At 68.5% G+C, this 19,973-nt stretch carries 16 protein-coding genes; 12 read left to right on the top strand and 4 right to left on the bottom strand.

What is annotated here, in order from left to right:
* Positions 1-250 precede the first annotated feature (250 nt).
* Complete coding sequence (alaS, locus tag C7416_RS14155) at positions 251-2,875, bottom strand: alanine--tRNA ligase (RefSeq protein ID WP_111519503.1); 2,625 nt, start codon at positions 2,873-2,875, stop codon at positions 251-253.
* Positions 2,876-3,168: 293 nt separating this feature from the next.
* On the opposite strand from alaS, the gene C7416_RS14150 reads away from it, so the two are divergent.
* From C7416_RS14150 to C7416_RS14140, 3 genes are all read left to right on the top strand, one after another.
* Positions 3,169-4,389 (top strand): CaiB/BaiF CoA transferase family protein, encoded by a 1,221-nt coding sequence (locus tag C7416_RS14150; protein ID WP_111519502.1) that lies wholly within the window; start codon positions 3,169-3,171, stop codon positions 4,387-4,389.
* 123 nt (positions 4,390-4,512) lie between these two features.
* Positions 4,513-4,968 carry a DUF2214 family protein gene (locus C7416_RS14145; protein ID WP_111519501.1) on the top strand — a complete coding sequence of 152 codons (456 nt, stop codon included), beginning with the start codon at positions 4,513-4,515 and terminating at the stop codon, positions 4,966-4,968.
* Between the two features lie 29 nt (positions 4,969-4,997).
* Positions 4,998-5,993: a tripartite tricarboxylate transporter substrate binding protein gene (locus C7416_RS14140; RefSeq protein ID WP_111519500.1), complete on the top strand. Its 996-nt coding sequence runs from the start codon at positions 4,998-5,000 to the stop codon at positions 5,991-5,993.
* Between the two features lie 21 nt (positions 5,994-6,014).
* On the opposite strand, the gene C7416_RS14135 is transcribed toward C7416_RS14140, so the two are convergent.
* Positions 6,015-7,796, bottom strand: a complete 1,782-nt coding sequence (locus tag C7416_RS14135; RefSeq protein ID WP_111519499.1) for a potassium/proton antiporter — start codon at positions 7,794-7,796, stop codon at positions 6,015-6,017.
* 379 nt (positions 7,797-8,175) lie between these two features.
* Between C7416_RS14135 and C7416_RS14130 the strand changes: the two genes are divergently transcribed.
* Together C7416_RS14130 and C7416_RS14125 are read left to right on the top strand one after the other, a co-directional pair.
* The gene (locus C7416_RS14130; protein ID WP_062801349.1) at positions 8,176-8,637 is read left to right on the top strand and encodes a tripartite tricarboxylate transporter TctB family protein; all 462 of its coding nucleotides are present in this window, start codon (positions 8,176-8,178) and stop codon (positions 8,635-8,637) included.
* A gap of 13 nt (positions 8,638-8,650) precedes the next feature.
* Positions 8,651-10,153, top strand: coding sequence for a tripartite tricarboxylate transporter permease (locus tag C7416_RS14125; RefSeq protein ID WP_062801350.1), 1,503 nt, complete (start codon positions 8,651-8,653; stop codon positions 10,151-10,153).
* Between the two features lie 88 nt (positions 10,154-10,241).
* Here the strand turns inward: C7416_RS14125 and C7416_RS14120 are convergent, their stop codons facing one another.
* Entirely contained in the window at positions 10,242-11,126 is an 885-nt protein-coding gene (locus tag C7416_RS14120; protein ID WP_062801351.1) for a LysR substrate-binding domain-containing protein, read from the bottom strand.
* A 161-nt stretch (positions 11,127-11,287) separates the two neighbouring features.
* On the opposite strand from C7416_RS14120, the gene C7416_RS14115 reads away from it, so the two are divergent.
* From C7416_RS14115 to C7416_RS14100, 4 genes are all read left to right on the top strand, one after another.
* Entirely contained in the window at positions 11,288-12,265 is a 978-nt protein-coding gene (locus C7416_RS14115) for a Bug family tripartite tricarboxylate transporter substrate binding protein (protein WP_111519498.1), read from the top strand.
* 38 nt (positions 12,266-12,303) lie between these two features.
* Complete coding sequence (gene ggt / locus C7416_RS14110; protein WP_111519497.1) at positions 12,304-13,929, top strand: gamma-glutamyltransferase; 1,626 nt, start codon at positions 12,304-12,306, stop codon at positions 13,927-13,929.
* Between the two features lie 349 nt (positions 13,930-14,278).
* Entirely contained in the window at positions 14,279-15,139 is an 861-nt protein-coding gene (locus tag C7416_RS14105) for a PhzF family phenazine biosynthesis protein (protein WP_111519496.1), read from the top strand.
* Positions 15,140-15,205: 66 nt separating this feature from the next.
* Positions 15,206-15,823: a pyridoxamine 5'-phosphate oxidase family protein gene (locus C7416_RS14100; RefSeq protein ID WP_111519495.1), complete on the top strand. Its 618-nt coding sequence runs from the start codon at positions 15,206-15,208 to the stop codon at positions 15,821-15,823.
* Here C7416_RS14100 and C7416_RS14095 read toward each other — a convergent pair.
* Positions 15,820-17,256, bottom strand: a complete 1,437-nt coding sequence (locus tag C7416_RS14095) for a CoA transferase (protein WP_111519494.1) — start codon at positions 17,254-17,256, stop codon at positions 15,820-15,822. The two genes, C7416_RS14100 and C7416_RS14095, sit on opposite strands and share 4 nt — an antisense overlap.
* 265 nt (positions 17,257-17,521) lie before the next feature.
* Between C7416_RS14095 and C7416_RS14090 the strand changes: the two genes are divergently transcribed.
* From C7416_RS14090 to C7416_RS14080, 3 genes are all read left to right on the top strand, one after another.
* Positions 17,522-19,279 (top strand): glutamine--tRNA ligase/YqeY domain fusion protein, encoded by a 1,758-nt coding sequence (locus tag C7416_RS14090; RefSeq protein WP_111519493.1) that lies wholly within the window; start codon positions 17,522-17,524, stop codon positions 19,277-19,279.
* Positions 19,279-19,521 carry an RNA-binding S4 domain-containing protein gene (locus C7416_RS14085; RefSeq protein ID WP_018008200.1) on the top strand — a complete coding sequence of 81 codons (243 nt, stop codon included), beginning with the start codon at positions 19,279-19,281 and terminating at the stop codon, positions 19,519-19,521. Before C7416_RS14090 ends, C7416_RS14085 begins: the two co-directional genes overlap by 1 nt.
* A 66-nt stretch (positions 19,522-19,587) precedes the next feature.
* On the top strand, positions 19,588-19,971 hold the full coding sequence (locus C7416_RS14080; protein ID WP_018008199.1) for an MAPEG family protein: 384 nt from the start codon (positions 19,588-19,590) through the stop codon (positions 19,969-19,971).
* Positions 19,972-19,973 lie beyond the last annotated feature (2 nt).

The raw sequence follows: 19,973 nt of genomic DNA, 5'->3' as shown, positions 1-19,973 counted from the left end.
ACTCATGGTGTCTCGGGCGCTCCACGGCATGGTTCGTTCTCCCGGGCAGATATCTGCCCGGGAGTGTCAACCATGTCCTCGCACACCTGTCACCTTTGTCCCCGGTCCATACAGCGGGAGAGGGGTTGGGGGAGAGGGCCAGCGCCTGCCAGGCACGATGCCGAATCACTCCGTGGCGACTCCTGCCCTCTCCCCCGCCCCTCTCCCATAAATGGGAGAGGGGAGCAGACCAGCGGTGGTCGTTACGCGGTCAGACCTTGCTCGCCACCCACTCGCTGACCCCCGCCAGTGCCTGCGGCAGCTTGGCCGGCTCGGTGCCGCCGGCCTGCGCCATGTCCGGGCGGCCGCCGCCCTTGCCGCCCACCTGCTGGGCGACAAAGTTGACCAGCTCGCCGGCCTTGACCTTGCCGGTGGCGTCGGCGGTAACGCCGGCGATCAGGCTGACCTTGCCGTCCGCCACCGCGCCCAGCACGATGGCAGCGCTCTGCAGCTTGTCCTTGAGCTTGTCCATGGTCTCGCGCAGGGTCTTCACGTCGGCGCCGTCCAGCTGCGCGGCCAGCACCTTCAGGCCCTTGACGTCGACCGCCTGCGCCGCCAGCTCGTCGCCCTGCGACGCGGCCAGCTTGCTCTTCAGGCGCTCCAGCTCCTTCTCCAGCGCGCGTACCTGGTCCTGCACCTGGCCGATGCGCGGCACCAGCTCGGACGGCTGCGCCTTCAGCACGGCGGCGGCTTCGTTCAGCCTGGCGTCGAGGCCCTGCAGGTAGTGCAGCGCGTTGTCGCCGGTGATGGCTTCGACGCGGCGGATGCCGGCGGCAACGCCGCCTTCCATCACGATCTTGAACAGGCCGATATCGCCGGTGCGGTGCACGTGGGTGCCGCCGCACAGTTCCTTAGAAGTGCCGATCGACAGCACGCGCACGTCGTCTGCGTACTTCTCGCCGAACAGCGCCATCGCGCCGCTCTTGACCGCGTCGTCGAACGGCATGATCTCGGCCTGCGTGTCCTCGTTGCGCAGGATCTCGGCGTTGACGATCTCTTCGACCTGGCGGATCTGCGCGTCGGTCAGCGCTGCGTTGTGCGAGAAGTCGAAGCGGGTCTTGTCCGCATCGACCAGCGAGCCCTTCTGCTGCACGTGGCTGCCCAGCACTTCGCGCAGCGCCTTGTGCATCAGGTGGGTGGCCGAGTGGTTGCGCACGGTGCGCGCGCGGCGCAGCGCGTCGACCTGCGCCGACACGGCATCGCCCACCTTGAGCGCGCCGCCCTGCAGCGTGCCCTGGTGGCCGAACACGTCGGCCTGGACCTTGGTGGTGTCGGCGACCGCGAAGACAGCATTGCCAGCCTGCAGCACGCCCTGGTCGCCGGCCTGGCCGCCGGACTCGGCGTAGAACGGGGTGTTGTCCAGCACCACCACGCCGGTCTGGCCCGGCTGCATGGTGTCGACCGCGGCGCCATCCACATACAGCGCGGTGACCTTTGCCTGCGGCAGTTCCAGCTTTTCGTAGCCATGGAACACGGTCTTGTCGCCCGAGTACTCCAGGCCGGCGGCCATCTTGAACTTGCCGGCGGCGCGCGCCTGCTCGCGCTGGCGGTTCATGGCGGCGTCGAAGGCGGCCTCGTCCACGCCGATTTCCTGCTCGCGGCACACGTCCTGGGTCAGGTCCAGCGGGAAGCCGAAGGTGTCGTGCAGCTTGAAGGCGAGTTCGCCGTCCAGCGTCTTGCCGCCCTTGAGCTTCAGCTCGGCCAGCGCGGCGTCGAGGATGGCCATGCCGTTCTCGATGGTCTCGAAGAAGCGCTCTTCCTCGGCCTTCAGCACCTCGGTCACGCGCGACTGCGCCTCGGCCAGCTCCGGATAGGCCTGCCCCATCTGCTCGACCAGGTCCGGCACCAGCTTGTGGAAGAACGGGGTCTTCTGGCCCAGCTTGTAGCCATGGCGGATGGCGCGGCGGATGATCCGGCGCAACACGTAGCCGCGGCCTTCGTTGCCCGGGATCACGCCGTCGACGATCAGGAACGCGCACGCGCGGATATGGTCGGCGATGACCTTCAGCGAGTTCTGGTTCAGGTTGTCGATATGGGTTTCGCGCGCGGCGGCCTTGATCAGTGCCTGGAACAGATCGATCTCATAGTTGCTGTGCACGTGCTGCAGCACCGCGGCGATGCGCTCCAGGCCCATGCCGGTGTCGACGCACGGCTTGGGCAGCGGCGTCATGGTGCCCTGCTCGTCGCGGTTGAACTGCATGAACACCAGGTTCCACACCTCGATGTAGCGGTCGCCGTCTTCCTCGGGCGATCCCGGCGGGCCGCCCCACACGTCCGGGCCGTGGTCATAGAAGATTTCCGAGCAGGGACCGCACGGGCCGGTGTCGGCCATCTGCCAGAAGTTGTCCGAGGCGTAGCGCGCGCCCTTGTTGTCGCCGATGCGCACGATGCGCTCGGCCGGCACGCCGACTTCCCTGGCCCAGATGTCGTAGGCCTCGTCGTCTTCGGCATAGACCGTCACCCACAGCTTTTCGGCCGGCAGCATGTAGGTCTTGGTCAGCAGTTCCCATGCGTACTGGATGGCTTCGCGCTTGAAGTAGTCGCCAAACGAGAAGTTACCCAGCATCTCGAAGAACGTATGGTGGCGCGCGGTGTAGCCCACGTTCTCGAGGTCGTTGTGCTTGCCGCCGGCGCGCACCGAGCGCTGCGCCGAGGTGGCGCGGCTGTACGGGCGCTTGTCGGTGCCGAGGAACACGTCCTTGAACTGCACCATGCCGGAATTGGTGAACAGCAGCGTCGGGTCGTTCGCCGGCACCAGGCTGGACGAGCGGACCACGGTATGGCCCTTCGATTCGAAGAACTGCAGGAACTTGCTGCGAATGTCTGAGACTTTCATGGGATGGCGGACGCTTGCCCCGGCGTGGCCGGGCGCGACGAATCAGTATGGGATTTGCAAACCGTTGATTATACGGGCAAGGCAGGCCGTCGGGCAGGTCAGCCACGGCGCCCCGGAAGCGGCCGGCTATCGCCCTGAATCCCATTGCCTCGAGATACGCCTAAATCACTTATGGCGGCAACGGCGGCTGGCCGGTGGTACAGTGCAGCCAGCCCGCGCCGCCCCGTTTCGGGCGTGCCGACCACCCGCATTCCGGATCCGATCCCCGCCTTACCTCTGCCTCGAATACCGCCATGGGAGCCTTAAGCCATCTCCGCGTCCTCGACCTGACCCGCGTGCTCGCCGGGCCGTGGTGCGCCCAGAACCTTGCCGACTTCGGCGCCGACGTGATCAAGATCGAGCGCCCCGGCGCCGGCGACGACACCCGCACCTGGGGCCCGCCCTGGCTCAAGGACGAAGACGGCCGCGACACCGCCGAGGCCGCCTACTACCTCGCCGCCAACCGCAACAAGCGCTCGGTCACGTGCGACATCAGCACCCCGGAAGGCCAGCAGATCGTGCGCGACCTGGCCGCGCAGAGCGACGTGGTGCTGGAGAACTACAAGGTCGGCCAGCTGAAGAAATATGGCCTGGACTACGACTCGCTGAAACAGGTCAAGCCCGACCTGATCTACTGCTCGGTCACCGGCTTCGGCCAGACCGGCCCGTACGCCGCGCGCCCGGGCTACGACTTCATCATCCAGGGCATGGGCGGCTTCATGAGCCTGACCGGCGAGCGCGACGACCTGCCCGGCGGCGGCCCGCAGAAGGCCGGCGTGGCGATTTCCGACCTGATGACCGGCCAGTACGCCACCATCGCCGTGCTGGCGGCGCTGGCGCACCGCGACCGCACCGGCGAGGGCCAGTACATCGACATGGCGCTGCTCGACGTGCAGGTGGCAATGCTGGCCAACATGAACACCAACTACCTGGCCAGCGGCGAGGCGCCGCGCCGCTGGGGCAACGCGCACCCGAACATCGTGCCCTACCAGACCTTCCAGGCCGCCGACGGCTGGATCATCGTCGCGGTCGGCAACGACGGGCAGTTCCGCAAGTTCGTCACCGACGGCGGCATGCCCGAGCTGGCCGACGACCCGCGCTTTGCCACCAACCCGCAGCGCGTGGCCAACCGCGACGTGCTGGTGCCGATCCTGGCCGGGATGGTGCGCCCGCGCACCCGCGCCCAATGGATCCGCGACCTCGAAGCCGCGGGCGTGCCGTGCGGCCCGATCAACACGCTCGACGACGTGTTCGAGGACGACCAGGTCAAGGCTCGCGGCCTGCGCGTGGACCTGCCGCACCCGAGCGCTGGCGAGGTCAAGCTGGTCGGCAGCCCGATCAAGATGAGCGCGACGCCGCCGCAGGCGCTGCGCCACCCGCCGCTGCTGGGCGAGCACACCGACACGGTGCTGGCCGAGACCCTGGGCTACAGCGCCGCGCAGATCGACGCACTTCGTGCAAAAGGGGTGCTGTAAGATTCTCCTCCAGCCCGCGGCGGGCCAGCCGGCCGCGGGCGCTTTCCGGAAGCTCAGTCCCCACTGAAGTACTTTCCCCGGCCCGCGCCCTTGCGCGCGCCCGTGCAAAGCGAAGGAGAACCCATGCTGACCGACGCCATCCTCGCCTTCCTGCATTTCCTGGCGATCTTCGTCCTGATCACGCTGATGGCCGCCGAGGCCGTGGCGCTGCGCCCGGACCTGACCCCGGCCACCGTGCGGCGCCTGTCGCTGTACGACCTGTTCTATTTCCTGTCGGCGATGCTGGCGCTGGCCACCGGCCTGCTGCGCCTGTTCTACGGCGCCAAGGGCACGGACTTCTACCTGCACAACCCGTGGTTCCACGCCAAGATGGGCGTGTTCGTGCTGATCGCGCTGTGCTCGCTGCCGCCGACCTTCGCCATCGCGCGCTGGCGCAAGCAGGCGCGCAGGCTGCCCGATTACGTGCCGCCGCCGTCCGAGATCAAGGCGGCGCGGCGCTGGGTCATGATCGAATCGCACCTGGTGATCCTGCTGCCGCTGTGCGCCGTGATGATGGCGCGCGGCATCGGGGCCCGCTGAGAATCCCTATCCTTTTTGTCCTCCGTAACATGCTGAAGAAACTGCTTGCCGCCGCGCTGACCGCGGCCCTGGTGCCGGCTGCCGCCGTTGCCGCCACCAATGCCTACCCGACCAAGCCGGTCCGTTTCGTCGTGCCCTATCCGGCCGGCGGCCCGCTGGACACCGTGGCGCGCGCCATCGGCGACAAGCTGCGCGACAGCCTGGGCCAGCCGGTGATCGTGGAAAACAAGCCGGGCGCCGGCGGCAACCTGGGCGCGGATTATGTCGCCAAGCAGCCCGCCGACGGCTACACCATCGTGATGGGCGCGGTGGCCACGCACGCGATCAACCCGACGCTGTTCAGCAAGATGCCGTACGACCCCGTGAAGGACTTCGCGCCCATCACGCTGGTTGCCGACGTGCCCAACGTGCTGGTGATGCATCCGGGCAAGGCCGCCGAACTGCATATCAACAACGTGCGCGACCTGGTCGCCTACGCACGCAAGAACCCGGGCAAGCTGGACTACGCCTCGGGCGGCAACGGCAGCGCCGGGCATCTGTCGGGCGAGCTGTTCAAGAGCATGGCGAAAGTCAGCATGGTCCATATCCCCTACAACGGCGCGTCGCCAGCGCAGTTGTCGGTGCTGTCGGGCCAGACCGACCTGATCTTCGACAACCTGGCGTCGGCGTCGGCCAATATCAAGGCGGGCAAGCTCAAGGCCTTTGCCGTGACCACCGCCGGCCGCGCCGCGTCCTTCCCGGAGCTGCCGACCATTGCCGAGGCCGGCAAGGGGCTGGGGCTGGAAGGCTTCGACATCTCGACCTGGTTCGGCGTGTTCGCGCCGGCCAACACGCCGCGCGAGATCGTGGAGAAGCTGAACCACGAGATCGTGGCGATCCTGAAGACCGAGGACATGAAGGCCCGCCTGGCCCGCATCGGCGCCCAGCCGGCACCGACCACGCCGGAGCAGTTCGCGGCGTTGATCCAGAAGGAACTGAAGAAGTATGCGCAGATCGTGAAGGTGTCGGGGGCAAAGGTCGACTGACGACAAACAGGGAGAGGGACATTACGCGCGCTCGCGGCTCTGCTCCGCCCGGCGCCGCCGCCCCCACAGCTTCCCGCCCGAATCGCCCTCCAGCCGCGGCAGCAGCAACCCCACCTGCACGATCTGCGCCCCCTCCATGCGCGTCACCGTCAGCGGCAGTCCGGCGATCTCGACGCTGTCGCCCTCCACCGGCGGCGACGTGAACACGCGCTGCATCGCGCCTTCCAGCGTCAGCGGCGCTTCGTCCGGCGTCAGTTCGCGCGTGCCGTAGAGCGCGGCCACGTCGCGCAGCGGCGCGTCGCCCGACAGCAGGAAATCGTGCGACACCTGCTCCCAGGTGGGCGCGCGGCCCGGCGTCTGGAACAGCGCCGACAGCAGCGGCAACGAGACCGTCGGCCCCAGCACGCAGACCGCATCGCCGGCGCGCAAGACCGTCTGGGCCGGGTCGGCCAGCGCGTCGTCGCGCGCCACCGTCAGCAGCCGGCAGCGCGGCGGCAGCTCCAGCTGGTCGGCGCGCACGTTCTCGACCGGCGCGTTGGGGCCGACCTCGAACTGCATCACTTCCAGGATCGGCGCGCGCGTGCCGCGCAGGCGCGAGCGCGCCAGCGGCTCGGGGTAGCCGGGGCGCAGCACGCGCGCCAGCCGCGCCGCCACCGCCACGGTGGTGCCCTGGAACAGCAGGCTGGCCAGCACCACCGCGAAGGCAATGCGGAACAGCAGGCCCGACTGCGGCACCTCGCGCAGCAGCGGGAACAGCGCCAGCACGATGGGCACCGCGCCGCGCAGGCCCATCCAGGCGATAAAGCCGGTCTCGCGCGCATTGAAGCGGAACGGCAGCAGCGCCAGCCATACCGCCACCGGCCGCGCCACCAGCATCAGGAAGGCCGCCACCGCCACCGCGGGGCCGGCGACCTCCCAGATCCGGTGCGGCGCCACCAGCAGGCCCAGCAGCAGGAACATGGCGGACTGCGCCAGCCACGCCATGCCGTCCATCGCGCGCATGGTGTCAGCGGTGACGGCGCGCTCGCGGTTGCCGATCAGCATGCCGGTCAGGTACACCGCCAGGAAGCCGCTGCCGCCGGCGCTTTGCACCATGGCAAAGACCATCGCGCCGCCCGAGCACAGCAGGATCGACTGCAGCCCTTCGGCCACGCGCGTGCGCTCCAGCACATTGGCCAGGCAATAGCCGAGCCCAAGCCCCAGCACGCCGCCCACGCCGAACTGCACCAGCAGGCGCAGCACCAGCCCCAGCGGCGTCAGGCCCTCGGGCGCGGTCAGCCATTCGATCAGCGTCAGCGTCAGGAAGATCGCCATCGGGTCGTTGATGCCGGATTCGATCTCCAGCACGCTCGCGACCCGGTCCTTGAGCCGGATGCCGCTGCTGTTGAGCGTCGAGAACACGGCGGCGGCATCGGTCGAGCCGACGATGGCCCCCAGCAGCAGCCCCAGCCGCCAGTCGATGCCGAGCAGCCAGGCGGCGAACAACCCCACCAGCGCGGCCGTCACCAGCACCCCGACCGTGGCCAGCGACAGTGACGGCCTGAGCGCCACGCGGAAGGTGGCCAGGCGGGTGCGCAGCCCGCCGTCGAGCAGGATGATGGCCAGCGCCAGGTTGCCCACCAGGAAGCTGAGCCAGGTATCGGAGAAGCGGATGCCGCCGGGGCCGTCGACGCCGGCCAGCATGCCCACGGCCAGAAACACCAGCAGGAACGGCACGCCGAAGCGCGCCGAGAACGCGCCCAGCACGATGCCCAGCGACATCACGACGGCGCCGAGCAGGATGACATGGTCGATGCTTTCCAAAACGCTCCTTGTGTTGCCTGGGATTCGCCTGCGTCAGCTGGCAGGACCTTTCCGAACCTTTCAGAACCTTTCAGAACCATCCGCGGCGGCAGGCCGCCGCGGCACGCAAGACCGTTCCGGATGATAGCGCAGCGGCCCCGGCTGCTGCCCGCCAACCCGCCTGCAGCTTGGCGCAGCGGCACTTTTAAGCGCGCTCTCACTAGGGGATACCCGAACCATGACCCCATTTGCAGACATCTGAAAGGTAGCTGAAAGGTCGCCCCCTTACCTTCCACCCTGCCCGCCAGAAGGCCTCCGAAATTCGCTGCTTTGGTGCAACGCAACAAAGCCAGCAAGGAGGCCCCGCAGATTTCAAGCAGTCTTATCGAGGAGATTCACTTTGCGCATACGTAGCCAAAAGGACTTTGCCTCCGGCCTGATGTTCATCCTGGTCGGATTCGGCTTTTCCTGGGTCGCGCGCGGTTATTCCATGGGAACCGCCGCAAAAATGGGACCGGGATACTTCCCGTTCTGGCTCGGCATCGTGCTCGCCCTGCTGGGCGCGCTGGTGCTGTTCGGCTCGCTGTCGTCCAAGTCGGAAGAAGACAGCCTGGCCCGCTGGGACATCAAGACGCTGTTGTGGATCCTCGGTTCGGTGGTGCTGTTTGGCCTGCTGCTGAAGCCGCTGGGCATGGTGCTGTCGGTGCTGGTGCTGGTGCTGGTGTCGTCGATGGCCAGCCACGAGTTCAGCTGGAAGGGCGCCATCCTGAACGCGGTCATCCTGGTGCTGATCAGCCTGGGCGCGTTCGTGTACGGCATCAACCTGCAGATGCCGGTGTGGCCGGCTTTCCTGGCAAGCTAAGGAGGCCGCCAACATGGAACTACTCACCAACCTGAGTCTGGGCTTCTCCACCGCCCTGACCTTCCAGAACCTCGCGTACGCCTTCCTGGGCTGCGTGCTGGGCACCCTGATCGGCGTGCTGCCGGGCCTGGGGCCGCTGGCCACCATCGCCATGCTGCTGCCGGTGACCTACACGCTGCCGCCGGTGGCCGCGCTGATCATGCTGGCCGGCATCTACTACGGCGCCCAGTACGGAGGTTCGACCACCGCCATCCTGGTGAACCTGCCCGGTGAATCGTCGTCGGTGGTGACCACCATCGATGGCTACCAGATGGCCAGGCGAGGGCGAGCGGGGGTGGCGCTGGCGACAGCGGGCCTGGGCTCGTTCTTCGCCGGCTGCGTCGCCACCATGATCCTGGCCGCGTTTGCCGCGCCGCTGTCGGAACTGGCATTCAAGTTCGGCCCGGCCGAGTACTTCTCGCTGATGGTGCTGGGCCTGATCGGCGCCGTGGTGCTGGCCTCGGGTTCGCTGGTCAAGGCCATCGCCATGATCGTGCTGGGCCTGCTGCTCGGCCTGGTCGGCACCGACGTCAACTCGGGCGCCGCGCGCTTCTCGTTCGACGTGCCGGAACTGACCGACGGCCTGAACTTCGTCTCGGTGGCAATGGGTATCTTCGGCTTTGCCGAAATCATCGCCAACCTGGAGCAGAAGGAGCACCGCGAGACCTTCACCGACCACATCACCAACCTGTTCCCGACCAAGGACGACTTCAAGCGCATGATCCCGGCCGTGCTGCGCGGCACCGCGCTGGGTTCGGCGCTGGGCATCCTGCCGGGCGGCGGCGCCTCGCTGGCCTCGTTCGCGGCGTATTCGCTGGAGAAGAAGACCTCCAAGCACCCGCAGGAATTCGGCAAGGGCGCGATCGAAGGCGTCGCGGGTCCGGAATCGGCCAACAACGCGGCTTCGCAGACCTCGTTCATCCCGCTGCTGACGCTGGGCATTCCGCCCAACGCGGTGATGGCGCTGATGGTGGGTGCGATGACGATCCACAACATCCAGCCCGGCCCGCAGGTGATGACCAGCAACCCGGCGCTGTTCTGGGGCCTGATCGCCTCGATGTGGATCGGCAACCTGATGCTGATCGTGCTGAACCTGCCGCTGATCGGCATCTGGGTGAAGCTGCTGAAGGTGCCCTACCGCTACCTGTACCCGGCCATCCTGACGTTCTGCTGCATCGGCGTGTACTCGGTCCAGAACACCACCTTCGACGTGTTCCAGACCGCCGCCTTCGGCGTGGTGGGCTACCTGTTCATCAAGCTGCGCTGCGAACCGGCACCGCTGCTGCTCGGCTTCGTGCTGGGGCCGATGATGGAAGAAAACTTCCGCCGCTCGCTGCTGCTGTCGCGTGGTGACTTCAGCGTGTTCGTGACGCGTCCGCTGTCGCTGGGCCTGCTGATCGCCGCCGCGGTGCTGGTCGTGATCGTGGCGCTGCCGTCGATCAAGGCCAAGCGCGAAGAAGCGTTCCAGGAAGAATAAGCAGGGAATATCGCCGGCCTGGCGCCGGCGGCATCAAAGCTGAAGGGCACCGCTAGGTGCCCTTTTTTTCGTCCGCCACCCGCCGCCGCTAGGCCCCGAACAGTTCGCTGCAGGCCGCCCGCACCGCCGCCGTGACCTGCCCGCGGCCATGGTCGCGCCGCTCCAGCATGCCGATCTGGCGCATCACCGGCTCGCCGTTGACCAGCAGCGGCAGCACCCGCAAGGCGTCGTCGTCGCGCCAGCGCGCGCGCCGCAGCAGCGGCACCACCGTCACCCCCACCTCCTGCCGCACCAGTTCGACCAGCGCCTCGATCGCGTTCAGTTCCAGGAACTCGTTGACCTTCAGGTGGGCGCGGCGCAGCGCGCGCTCCACCAGCACGCCGGTGCGCTGGCTGCGGTCGAAGCGCAGGTAGGGATTGGCCGCCAGCGCCTCGCGCGCGTCGCGGCCCGGGCTGCCGCGCGCGGCGATGGCCACCAGCGGCTCCTGGTACAGCGGCGTCCAGCGCAGCGTGCCGGGCACGCGTGCCGCGCCCTCTACCAGAATGGCGGCGTCGAGTTCGCCGGCCTCCACCTGCGCCGCCAGCTCGATCGACTTGGCGCCGACCAGGCGCACATCCAGGGCCGGATAGGTGCGCTTCATCCGCGCCACCGCGTGCGACAGGCCGCCCATCACCGACACCACCGCGCCCACCGCGACCGCGCCCGCCATGGCTTCGGCCGACGCCAGCGGCAGCCGCATCTCGTCATACAGCGCCAGCAGCTTGCGCGCCTGCGGCAACAGCGCGCGGCCATCCGCATTGAGCACCGCCACGCGGCCGTTGCGGTCGAACAGCTCGCGGCGCAGCTCGGTCTCGAGCGCGCGCATCTGCAGGCTGACCGCGGCCTGGGTCAGCGCCACCTGCGCCGCGGCGGCGGCGAACGAGCCGTGCTCGGCCACGGCGACGAAGGTGCGAAGGAAACGGACAGTGCTCATGAGGCACACCAAGGAAGGAACGCCCCGTGTCGCCAAGGCGTTCGATACTTAAAAAAATCTTGTGACATCGGAAAGAAATATTAGCTTTCTTTGTGACCGACGGCACGGAATAATGAAGGCCGATCATCAATCCGCCCTGCGCCTGATTCTCGGAGACACCCATGACATCCTGGCTGCGCCGCCTCGGCACCGGCCTCGGCATCGGCCTGTGCCTGGCCGCCACCCCCGCACTGGCCGACAGCTACCCGAGCAAGCCGATCCGGCTGCTCGTGCCCTTCCCCGCCAGCGGCGCGACCGACCTGCTGGCGCGCGCCATCGCGCAGAAGGTGGGCAGCAACATGGGCCAGCAGATCGTGGTCGACAACCGCCCCGGCGCCGGCGGCGCGATCGGCTCCGACATGGCCGCCAAGGCCGCGCCCGATGGCTATACGCTGCTGATCGCCACTACCAGCACGCATTCGATCGGGCCGCATATCAATCCCCGCCTGCCGTACCAGACCGAGACCGACTTCACGCCGGTGGGCCAGGTCGCAATCGCCACCAACGTGCTGGTGGTGCCCAACAGCCTGCCGGTAAAGAACGTGCGCGAGCTGGTCGACTACGCCAAGAAGCATCCCGGCGAGCTGAACTACGCCTCGAGCGGCAACGGCACCGTGGTGCACCTGACCACCGAGGCGTTCAAGACGCAGGCGGGCGTGTTCATCACCCACATCCCCTACCGCGGCACCGCGCTGGCCGTGCCCGACCTGATCTCGGGCAAGGTGCAGGTGCTGTTCGACAGCATCGTCTCGGGCCTGCCGCATGTGAAGGACGGCAAGCTCAAGGCGCTGGCGGTGACGAGCGCGAAACGCTCGCCGCTGGCGCCGGAAATCCCCACCGTCAGCGAATCGGGCCTGCCCGGCTTCGTCTCCGATACCTGGTTCGGCATCTACGGCCCCAAGGGCATGCCGGCCGATATCGTCAACCGCCTCAATGCCGAGTTCAACAAGGCCATCCAGTCGCCCGAGGTGAAGGAACGGCTGGCCAAGCTGGGCGCCGAACCGGTCGGCGGCACGCCCGCCCAGTTCGCCGCCATGGTGAAGCAGGACAGCGCGCGCTGGGGCAAGCTGATCAGGGATCGCAAGATCACGGCAGAATAAGAACGCCACCGGGCGCCACCGAGTACAAAGGACCACACATGCAGAACTTCAACTGGACCAACCCCTACCCGTCCGTGCGCATTCCGCTGTTTGCGCGCAACGTGGTCTCGACCTCGCACCCGCTGGCCGCGCAGGCCGGCCTGCGCATGCTGCTCAAGGGCGGCAACGCGGTCGATGCCGCCATCGCCGCGGCCGCCGCCATCACCATCGTCGAGCCGGTGTCGTGCGGCCTGGGCAGCGACGCCTTCGCCATCTTGTGGGACGGCAAGTCGCTGCACGGCCTGAACTCGTCGGGCGTGGCCCCGGCGGCCTGGAGCCCGGAATACTTCAAGGCCAAGTACGGCACCGACGCCAACGGCCTGGCCAAGCGGCCGATCCGCGGCTGGGACTCGGTCACCGTCCCTGGCGTGGTCGCCGGCTGGGCCGCGCTGCACGAGCGCTTCGGCAAGCTGCCGTTCGCCGACCTGATGGAGCCCGCGATCGAGATCGCCGAGCGCGGCTACGCCGTGCCGCCGGTGGTCGCGCACAAGTGGGCCGCCGCGGTGCCGGAACTGAAGGACCAGCCCGGCTACGCCGAGACCTTCATGCCCAACGGCCGAGCCCCGGCGGTGGGCGAGAAGTTCACCATGAAGGACGCCGCCGAGACCCTGCGCCAGATCGGCGCGACCCGCGGCCGCGCCTACTACGAAGGCGCGATCGCCGAGAAGATCGCCGCCTTCAGCAAGCAGTGCGGCGGCGCGATGACGCTCGACGACCTGCGCAACTACCAGCCCGACTGGGTCAAGCCGATCAGCAAGTCCTACCGCGGCTACGAACTGCACGAGATCCCGCCCAATGGCCAGGGCATCGCCGCGCTGATCGCGCTGGGCATCCTCGACCAGTTCGACCTGGCCTCGATCCCGGTGGATTCGGTCGATTCGCAACACCTGCAGATCGAAGCCATGAAGCTGGCCTTCGCCGACCTGTACCAGTACGTGGCCGATCCGCGCAGCATGGAGGTCACGCCCGAACAGATGCTGGACGACGCCTACCTGAAGTCGCGCGCCAAACTGATCGACATGCAGCGCGCCACGCATTTCAACTTCGGCATGCCCAAGGTCGGCGGCACCATCTACCTGACCGCGGCGGACGAGAACGGCATGATGATCTCGTTCATCCAGTCGAACTACATGGGCTTCGGCTCGGGCGTGGTGGTGCCGGGCACCGGCATCAGCCTGCAGAACCGCGGCGTGGGCTTCTCGATGGACCCCAAATCCGCCAACGTGGTCGCGGGCGGCAAGCGTCCGTTCCACACCATCATCCCGGCCTTCCTGACCAAGAACGGCCAGCCGGTGATGAGCTTCGGCGTGATGGGTGGCGACATGCAGCCGCAGGGCCACGTGCAGACCGTGGTGCGCATGCTCGACTACAACCAGCAGCCGCAGGCGGCCTGCTGCGCGCCGCGCTGGAAGGTCAACCGCGACTTCACGCTGGACGTGGAAGGCACCATGGACCCGGCCACGGTCGAGGGCCTGAAGGCGCGCGGCCACCAGCTCAAGTCGGTGGACGATCCGTACATGGACTTCGGCTCGGGGCAGTTCATCTGGCGCCTGTCGGACGACGCCGAACATGGCTACGTCGCCGCCAGCGACAGCCGGCGCGACGGGCAGGCAGTGGGGTTCTGAAGCAAAAAAAGGAGCGCGGTTTTGGGTGCGCCAACGCCGCCCGAACTCGCCTAAGCAAGGTGTTCTCCCTCTCCCCTCATGGGAGAGGGACCGGGGTGAGGGGGAGCTAGCAAGGTACCAAACGGAGCGAAGCCTTCGGTTTTCACCCACGGGCGTCAGCCTTTGACGCTCCGGCCCTCTCCCCCGCCCCTCTCCCGCAAGCGGGCGAGGGGAGCTTGCTGCAAGCGGCATCGCGAGGACATCGCCGATCCCATCGATCCAACTGGCCCGCTCGCCACCGCGCCAATTGTCCATGGCCCGCCGCTCCGCGCTCCGTACACTGTGACAGAACATAATCCGGAGCCCCGCCATGACCACCTACGCCTTCCGCCTGCTCAACGTCTTTGCCGAATCTACCTTCGGCGGCAATCCCCTGTGCGTGTTCGAGGATGCGCGCGGCATGGACGCCGCCACCATGCAGGCGCTGGCGCTGCAGTTCAACCTGTCGGAAACCACCTTCATCCTGCCGTCGGACCAGGCCAGCGCGCGGGTGCGCATCTTCACCACCGGCTATGAGATGCGCTTCGCCGGCCATCCGACGCTGGGCACCGCGCACGTGGTGCGCGAACTGGCTGGCACCGGCGATGCGCTGATGCTGGAGTTCGCCGCCGGTGTGGTGACGGTGACCGCGCAGGGGGATGTCTGGACCTTCACCGCGCCCCACCGCGGCCAGCCGAAGACCGCGCCGGCCGGGCTGCCCGACGCCGACATGGCCAGCCTGCTCGGCCTGCGGCAACAAGACCTGCTGATGCCGCCGATGTGGGTCGATACCGGCGCCGACCAACTGCTGGTGCCGGTGCGCAGCGTCGATGCGGTGCGCCGCGCCAATCCGGACAGCGCACGGCTCGACTTGTGGCCGCAGAGCAGCCTGGGCCGCAAGACCGCCTACGTCTTTGCCTTCGACCCCGAACAGCCCGGGCATGTGCTGGCGCGCTACTTCTTCACCAAGCAGGGCGGCGGCGTGGCCGAGGATCCTGGCACGGGCTCGGCCTGCGCCAACCTCGGCGGCTGGCTGCTGGCCACCGGCCGGGCCTTGCCGGCGGAATATGCGATCAGCCAGGGCGAGGCGGTCGGCCGCCCCTGCCGGCTGCGCCTTGCCGTCGATGCCGAGGGCGCGATCCGCGTGGGCGGCCGCGTGCTGGAGATCGGCCGCGGTACCGTCACCGTGTAAGGCCTGCGCGCCGCGCTTGTGCGTTACATTGACGCTTTCGCCTCCCGCCCCAATGCCCAGCCTGCCATGACCCCGCACGCCATCACCACGCTGGCCGAACTGGAAGCGCTCTACGCGCAACCCGCGGCGCCCTCGCTGTCCAAGCAAGTCGATTACCTGCACCCGCACTACCAGGGCTTTATCGAGGCGGCGCCGTTCTGCCTGCTGTCGACCGTCGGCCAGGACTGGGCCGAATGTTCACCGCGCGGCGACGCGCCGGGCTTCGTCCAGGTGCTGGACGAGCGCACGCTGCTGCTGCCGGACCGGCGCGGCAACAACCGCATCGACAGCCTGCGCAATATCGTTGCCGATCCGCGCGTCGGCCTGCTGTTCGTGATTCCCGGCATCAACGAGACCATTCGCGTCAACGGCACCGCCCAGATCAGCGTCGATCCGGCGCTGATCGCGCGCTGCGTGGTCGACGGCAAGGCGCCGACCACGGTGCTGGTGATCACGGTGCAGGCCGTGTTCTTCCAGTGCGCCCGCGCGCTGATCCGCTCGCGCCTGTGGGCCGCGCAGTCGCAGGTCGCGCGCCAGTCCCTGCCGAGCAACGGCGAGATCCTGGCCACGCTGAGCGGCAACGCCATCGACGGCGCCGCCTATGACCGCGAGCTGCCCGAGCGGCAGCGCACCACGCTCTACTAGCGCGGCAGCCACTCCGGCGCGTGCGTGCCGAGCGGCTCGGACGGCAGCGTCCAGCGCGCCGGGGTCTCGGACAGGTGCGCAGCGTGGCGCACCACCGTCAGCATGCCGAAGCCGGACGGCACCGCTTCGAGCAGGTCGGCGACGTCGTCGATCTTCTGCTCGGGCGCCTTGAGCCCGTCCGGCACGCGTCCCAGCCCGCGCAGCCACTGTCCCACCTGCGCCAGCGACACGCGCACATGCCAGCTGCCGCCCTCCACCGCGCGCCGGTGCAGCGCGGCCATGGCGCCGAACGCCAGCAGGTAGCCCGCGGCGTGGTCCAGCACCTGGGCCGGCAACGGCCGCGGCGTGTCGCTGCCGTCGGCTTCCGCCTCGGCGTGGTTGAAGCCGGTGGCGGTCTGCACCAGCGAATCGAAGCCGCGCTTGTGCGCCCACGGCCCGACGTGGCCATACGCGCTCAGCGACACATAGACGATGCCCGGACGGGCGCGCGCCGCAGCCTCGGGGCCCACGCCCAGTCCGGCCAGGCCGCCGGGCCGGTAGCCTTGCACCAGCACGTCGGCGCCGTGCAGAAGCTTGTGCAGCGTGCGCTTGTCGTCGGCATCGCGCAGGTCCAGCTGGCAGCTGCGCTTGCCGCGGCCGGTGTCGATCACCAGCGGTGCGATCGACGGCAGGTGCGGCGCGGTCACCAGCAGCACGTCGGCGCCATGCGCGGCCAGCGTGCGGCCCGCCACCGGGCCGGCGATGATGCGGGTGAAGTCGAGCACGCGCACCCCCGACAGCGGCTGCGCATCCGCCGACACCGGGGCCGGCAGCGGCTGCGGCGGGGCGTCGCCGATCCGCTCCAGCGTTACCGGCGGCAGGCCGCGCAGCGCCGCCGCCTGCGGGTGGCGGTCCCATTCGTCGAAGCTGCGCAGCGCGGCGACCACCAGGCCGGCGTCGGACGCGGCCGTTTCGAACGCCTCGGCTTCCCATTTTTCCAGCGCGGCCTGCACCGCCGCCTTGTCATGGGCGCAGCCCAGCAGGCGCAGCACGCCGTCGCGGTGGTGCGGGAAATTGGTGTGCAGGCGGACCCAGCGGCCGTCGCCGCATCGATAGATGCCGGCGATCTTGTCCCACAGCTCCGGCGCCGGGCCGCCATCGACGCGCAGGTAACGCTCGCTGCGGAACTCGGTGATGGCGTGGCGCATGTCGACACCGACCTGTTGCCAGCGGCCGCTGCGGCCTTGCCACAGCGTGGCCGCGGCCAGCGCGGACGCGGCCAGGCTGGCCTGCGCCGCGGTGCCCACGGCAAAGCTCGAAGGCAGCACCGGCTCGGCGCCGTCCAGGCGCAGGTGGGCCAGTGCCTCGGCGGGCAGTCCGGCATCGCGCCACAGCGCGCCGACGACATCGAGGGGCATGGGCGGCACTTGTGCCGCAGCGGTGGGGGCGGTCATGGTCGTTCCTGGGCGTTGCTGCTGCGATGGGATGACTGCCGGCCGTGGCCGGCACGGGTCTCCATGCTACTCCGACACATCACTTTCGGTACGCGCAACTTGTGCCGGCAACGGACAAGACCACAAATGAGCCGATGCTCACGGCGTGCGGCGCCGCCGGCACGGTAAAATCCCGCTATTGGCATTCCGCCACGCAATCCGAAGACCCGGCCCCACGCCCTGCAGGCGCTCTGCAGGCGCCTGCGGCCGGCCAACCGGCGCCATCATGAGCCACGACAACAAGCCTACCGACAGCACCCCAGCCGCCTCCAACTTCCTGCGCAGCATCATCGACCAGGACCTCGCCGCCGGCACCTATGCCGGCCGCCAGGACAAGCAAGGCGAGCCGCTGCCGACCGTCATCACCCGCTTCCCGCCGGAGCCCAACGGCTACCTGCATATCGGCCACGCCAAGAGCATCTGCCTGAACTTCGGGCTGGCGCGCGACTACGGCGGCCGCTGCCACCTGCGCTTCGACGACACCAACCCGGTCAAGGAAGACACCGAGTACGTCGACTCCATCATCGACGCCGTGCACTGGCTGGGCTTCTCCTGGGACAGCACCGGCAAGGACGGCGCCGCACAGCCGCACCTGTACTACGCCAGCGACTACTTCGACCAGCTCTACGCCTTTGCCGAGACGCTGATCGAGCGCGGCGCCGCCTATGTGGACAGCCAGTCGGCCGAGCAGATCGCCGCCAGCCGCGGCAATTTCTCCGAGCCGGGCAAGCCCTCGCCCTACCGCGACCGCAGCGTCGAGGAAAACCTGCAGCTGTTCCGCGACATGCGCGCCGGCAAGTACGCCGACGGCGAGCACGTGCTGCGCGCCAAGATCGACATGGCCGCGCCCAACATCGTCATGCGCGACCCGGTGCTCTACCGCATCCGCCACGCGCATCACCACCGCACCGGCGACAAGTGGTGCATCTACCCGATGTACGACTTCACGCACTGCATCTCGGACGCGCTGGAGAACATCACCCACTCGCTGTGCACGCTGGAGTTCGAGAACAACCGCCCGCTGTACGACTGGGTGCTGGAGCACCTGCGCGACAGCGGCGTGTTCCGCGACCCGCTGCCGCACCAGTATGAGTTCGCGCGGCTGAACCTGACCTACGCCATCACCAGCAAGCGCAAGCTCAAGCAACTGGTCGACGAAAAGCGCGTCGACGGCTGGGACGATCCCCGCATGCCCACGCTGGTGGGCGTGCGCCGCCGCGGCTACACGCCGGAATCGATCCAGCTGTTCTGCGACCGCGTCGGCGTGGCCAAGGCCGACAGCTGGATCGACATGAGCACGCTCGAAGGCTCGGTGCGCGACGATCTCGACGGCCGCGCCGCCCGTGGCGTGGCCGTGCTGGACCCGCTCAGGCTGGTCATCGACAACTACCCCGAAGGCCACAGCGAGGAATGCTCGGCGCCGGTCCACCCCAAGAAGCCGGAACTGGGCAAGCGGGTGTTCCCGCTGTCGCGCGAGTTGTGGATCGAGCGCGAGGACTTCAACGAGACCCCGCCCAAGGGCTATTTCCGCCTGTTCCCCGGCAACAAGGTGCGCCTGAAGTACGGCTATGTGATCGAGTGCACTGGCGTGGACAAGGACGCCGACGGCAACGTCGTGGCGGTGCACGCCAACTACCTGCCCGACACCAAGAGCGGTACGCCGGGCGCCGACAGCGTCAAGGTCAAGGGCGTGATCCACTGGGTCAGCGCGGCGCATGCGTATGAAGCCGAGGTGCGCCTGTACGACCGCCTGTTCAGCGATCCCAATCCGGATGCCGGCGGCAAGAACTTCCTCGATGCGCTCAACCCGGATTCCAAGCAGGTGATCACCGCCTACCTGGAGCCGGGCCTGCGCGAGGCGCAGCCGGAAGACCGCTTCCAGTTCGAGCGCCATGGCTACTTCGTCGCCGACCGCAGCGATTCGACCCCGGGCAAGCCGGTGTTCAACCGCATCGTCGGCCTCAAAGACAGCTGGGGCAAGTGATGGCCAGACCTGGCAAGGCAACGGTGCAGACCATCACCTTCCCGCTCGAGGGCGAATTCATCGCCCTCAATGACCTGCTCAAGCTGGCGGGCGTGTGCGACAGCGGCGGCGCCGGCAAGGCGCTGGTCGCGGCCGGCGAAGTCTCGGTGGACGGCGCGCCCGAATCGCGCAAGACTGCGAAGATCCGCGCCGGGCAGGTGGTGGGCCTGGCGGGCATCGAGATCCGCGTGGTCGCCGCCTGAGCGCGCGGACCGGCCGGCGCGCCGCCCTTTGCGGCTGGCGCCGGCACAGCAACCGAAAGGATGACTATGCCGATCGCTTTCTGGTGCGTGCTGCTGGCCGGCGTGCTGCCGCTGGCGACGGTGGCCATCGCCAAGGCCAGCGCGCCGGGCTACGACAACCATGACCCGCGCGGCTGGCTGGACCGGCAATCCGGCCGCGCACGCCGCGCCGACCTGGCGCACCGCAACCATTTCGAGGCCTTCCCCTTCTTTGCCGCGGCGGTCCTGAGCGCCACCTACCTGCAGGCGCCGCAAGCCCGCGTCGACGAACTGGCGATGGCCTTCATCGCGGCGCGCCTGCTCTACACCCTGTGCTACATCACCGACCGCGCCACGCTGCGCACGCTGTGCTGGACCATCGGCTACCTGACCGTGGTGGGGATCTTCCTGCTGCCGGTCTTTGTCCACTGAAG

The organism is Cupriavidus phytorum (assembly GCF_003254285.1).
Lineage (GTDB): Bacteria > Pseudomonadota > Gammaproteobacteria > Burkholderiales > Burkholderiaceae > Cupriavidus > Cupriavidus phytorum.
The sequence above is the reverse complement of the archived record's forward strand: the minus strand, read 5'-3'. Positions and strand labels throughout refer to the sequence as shown.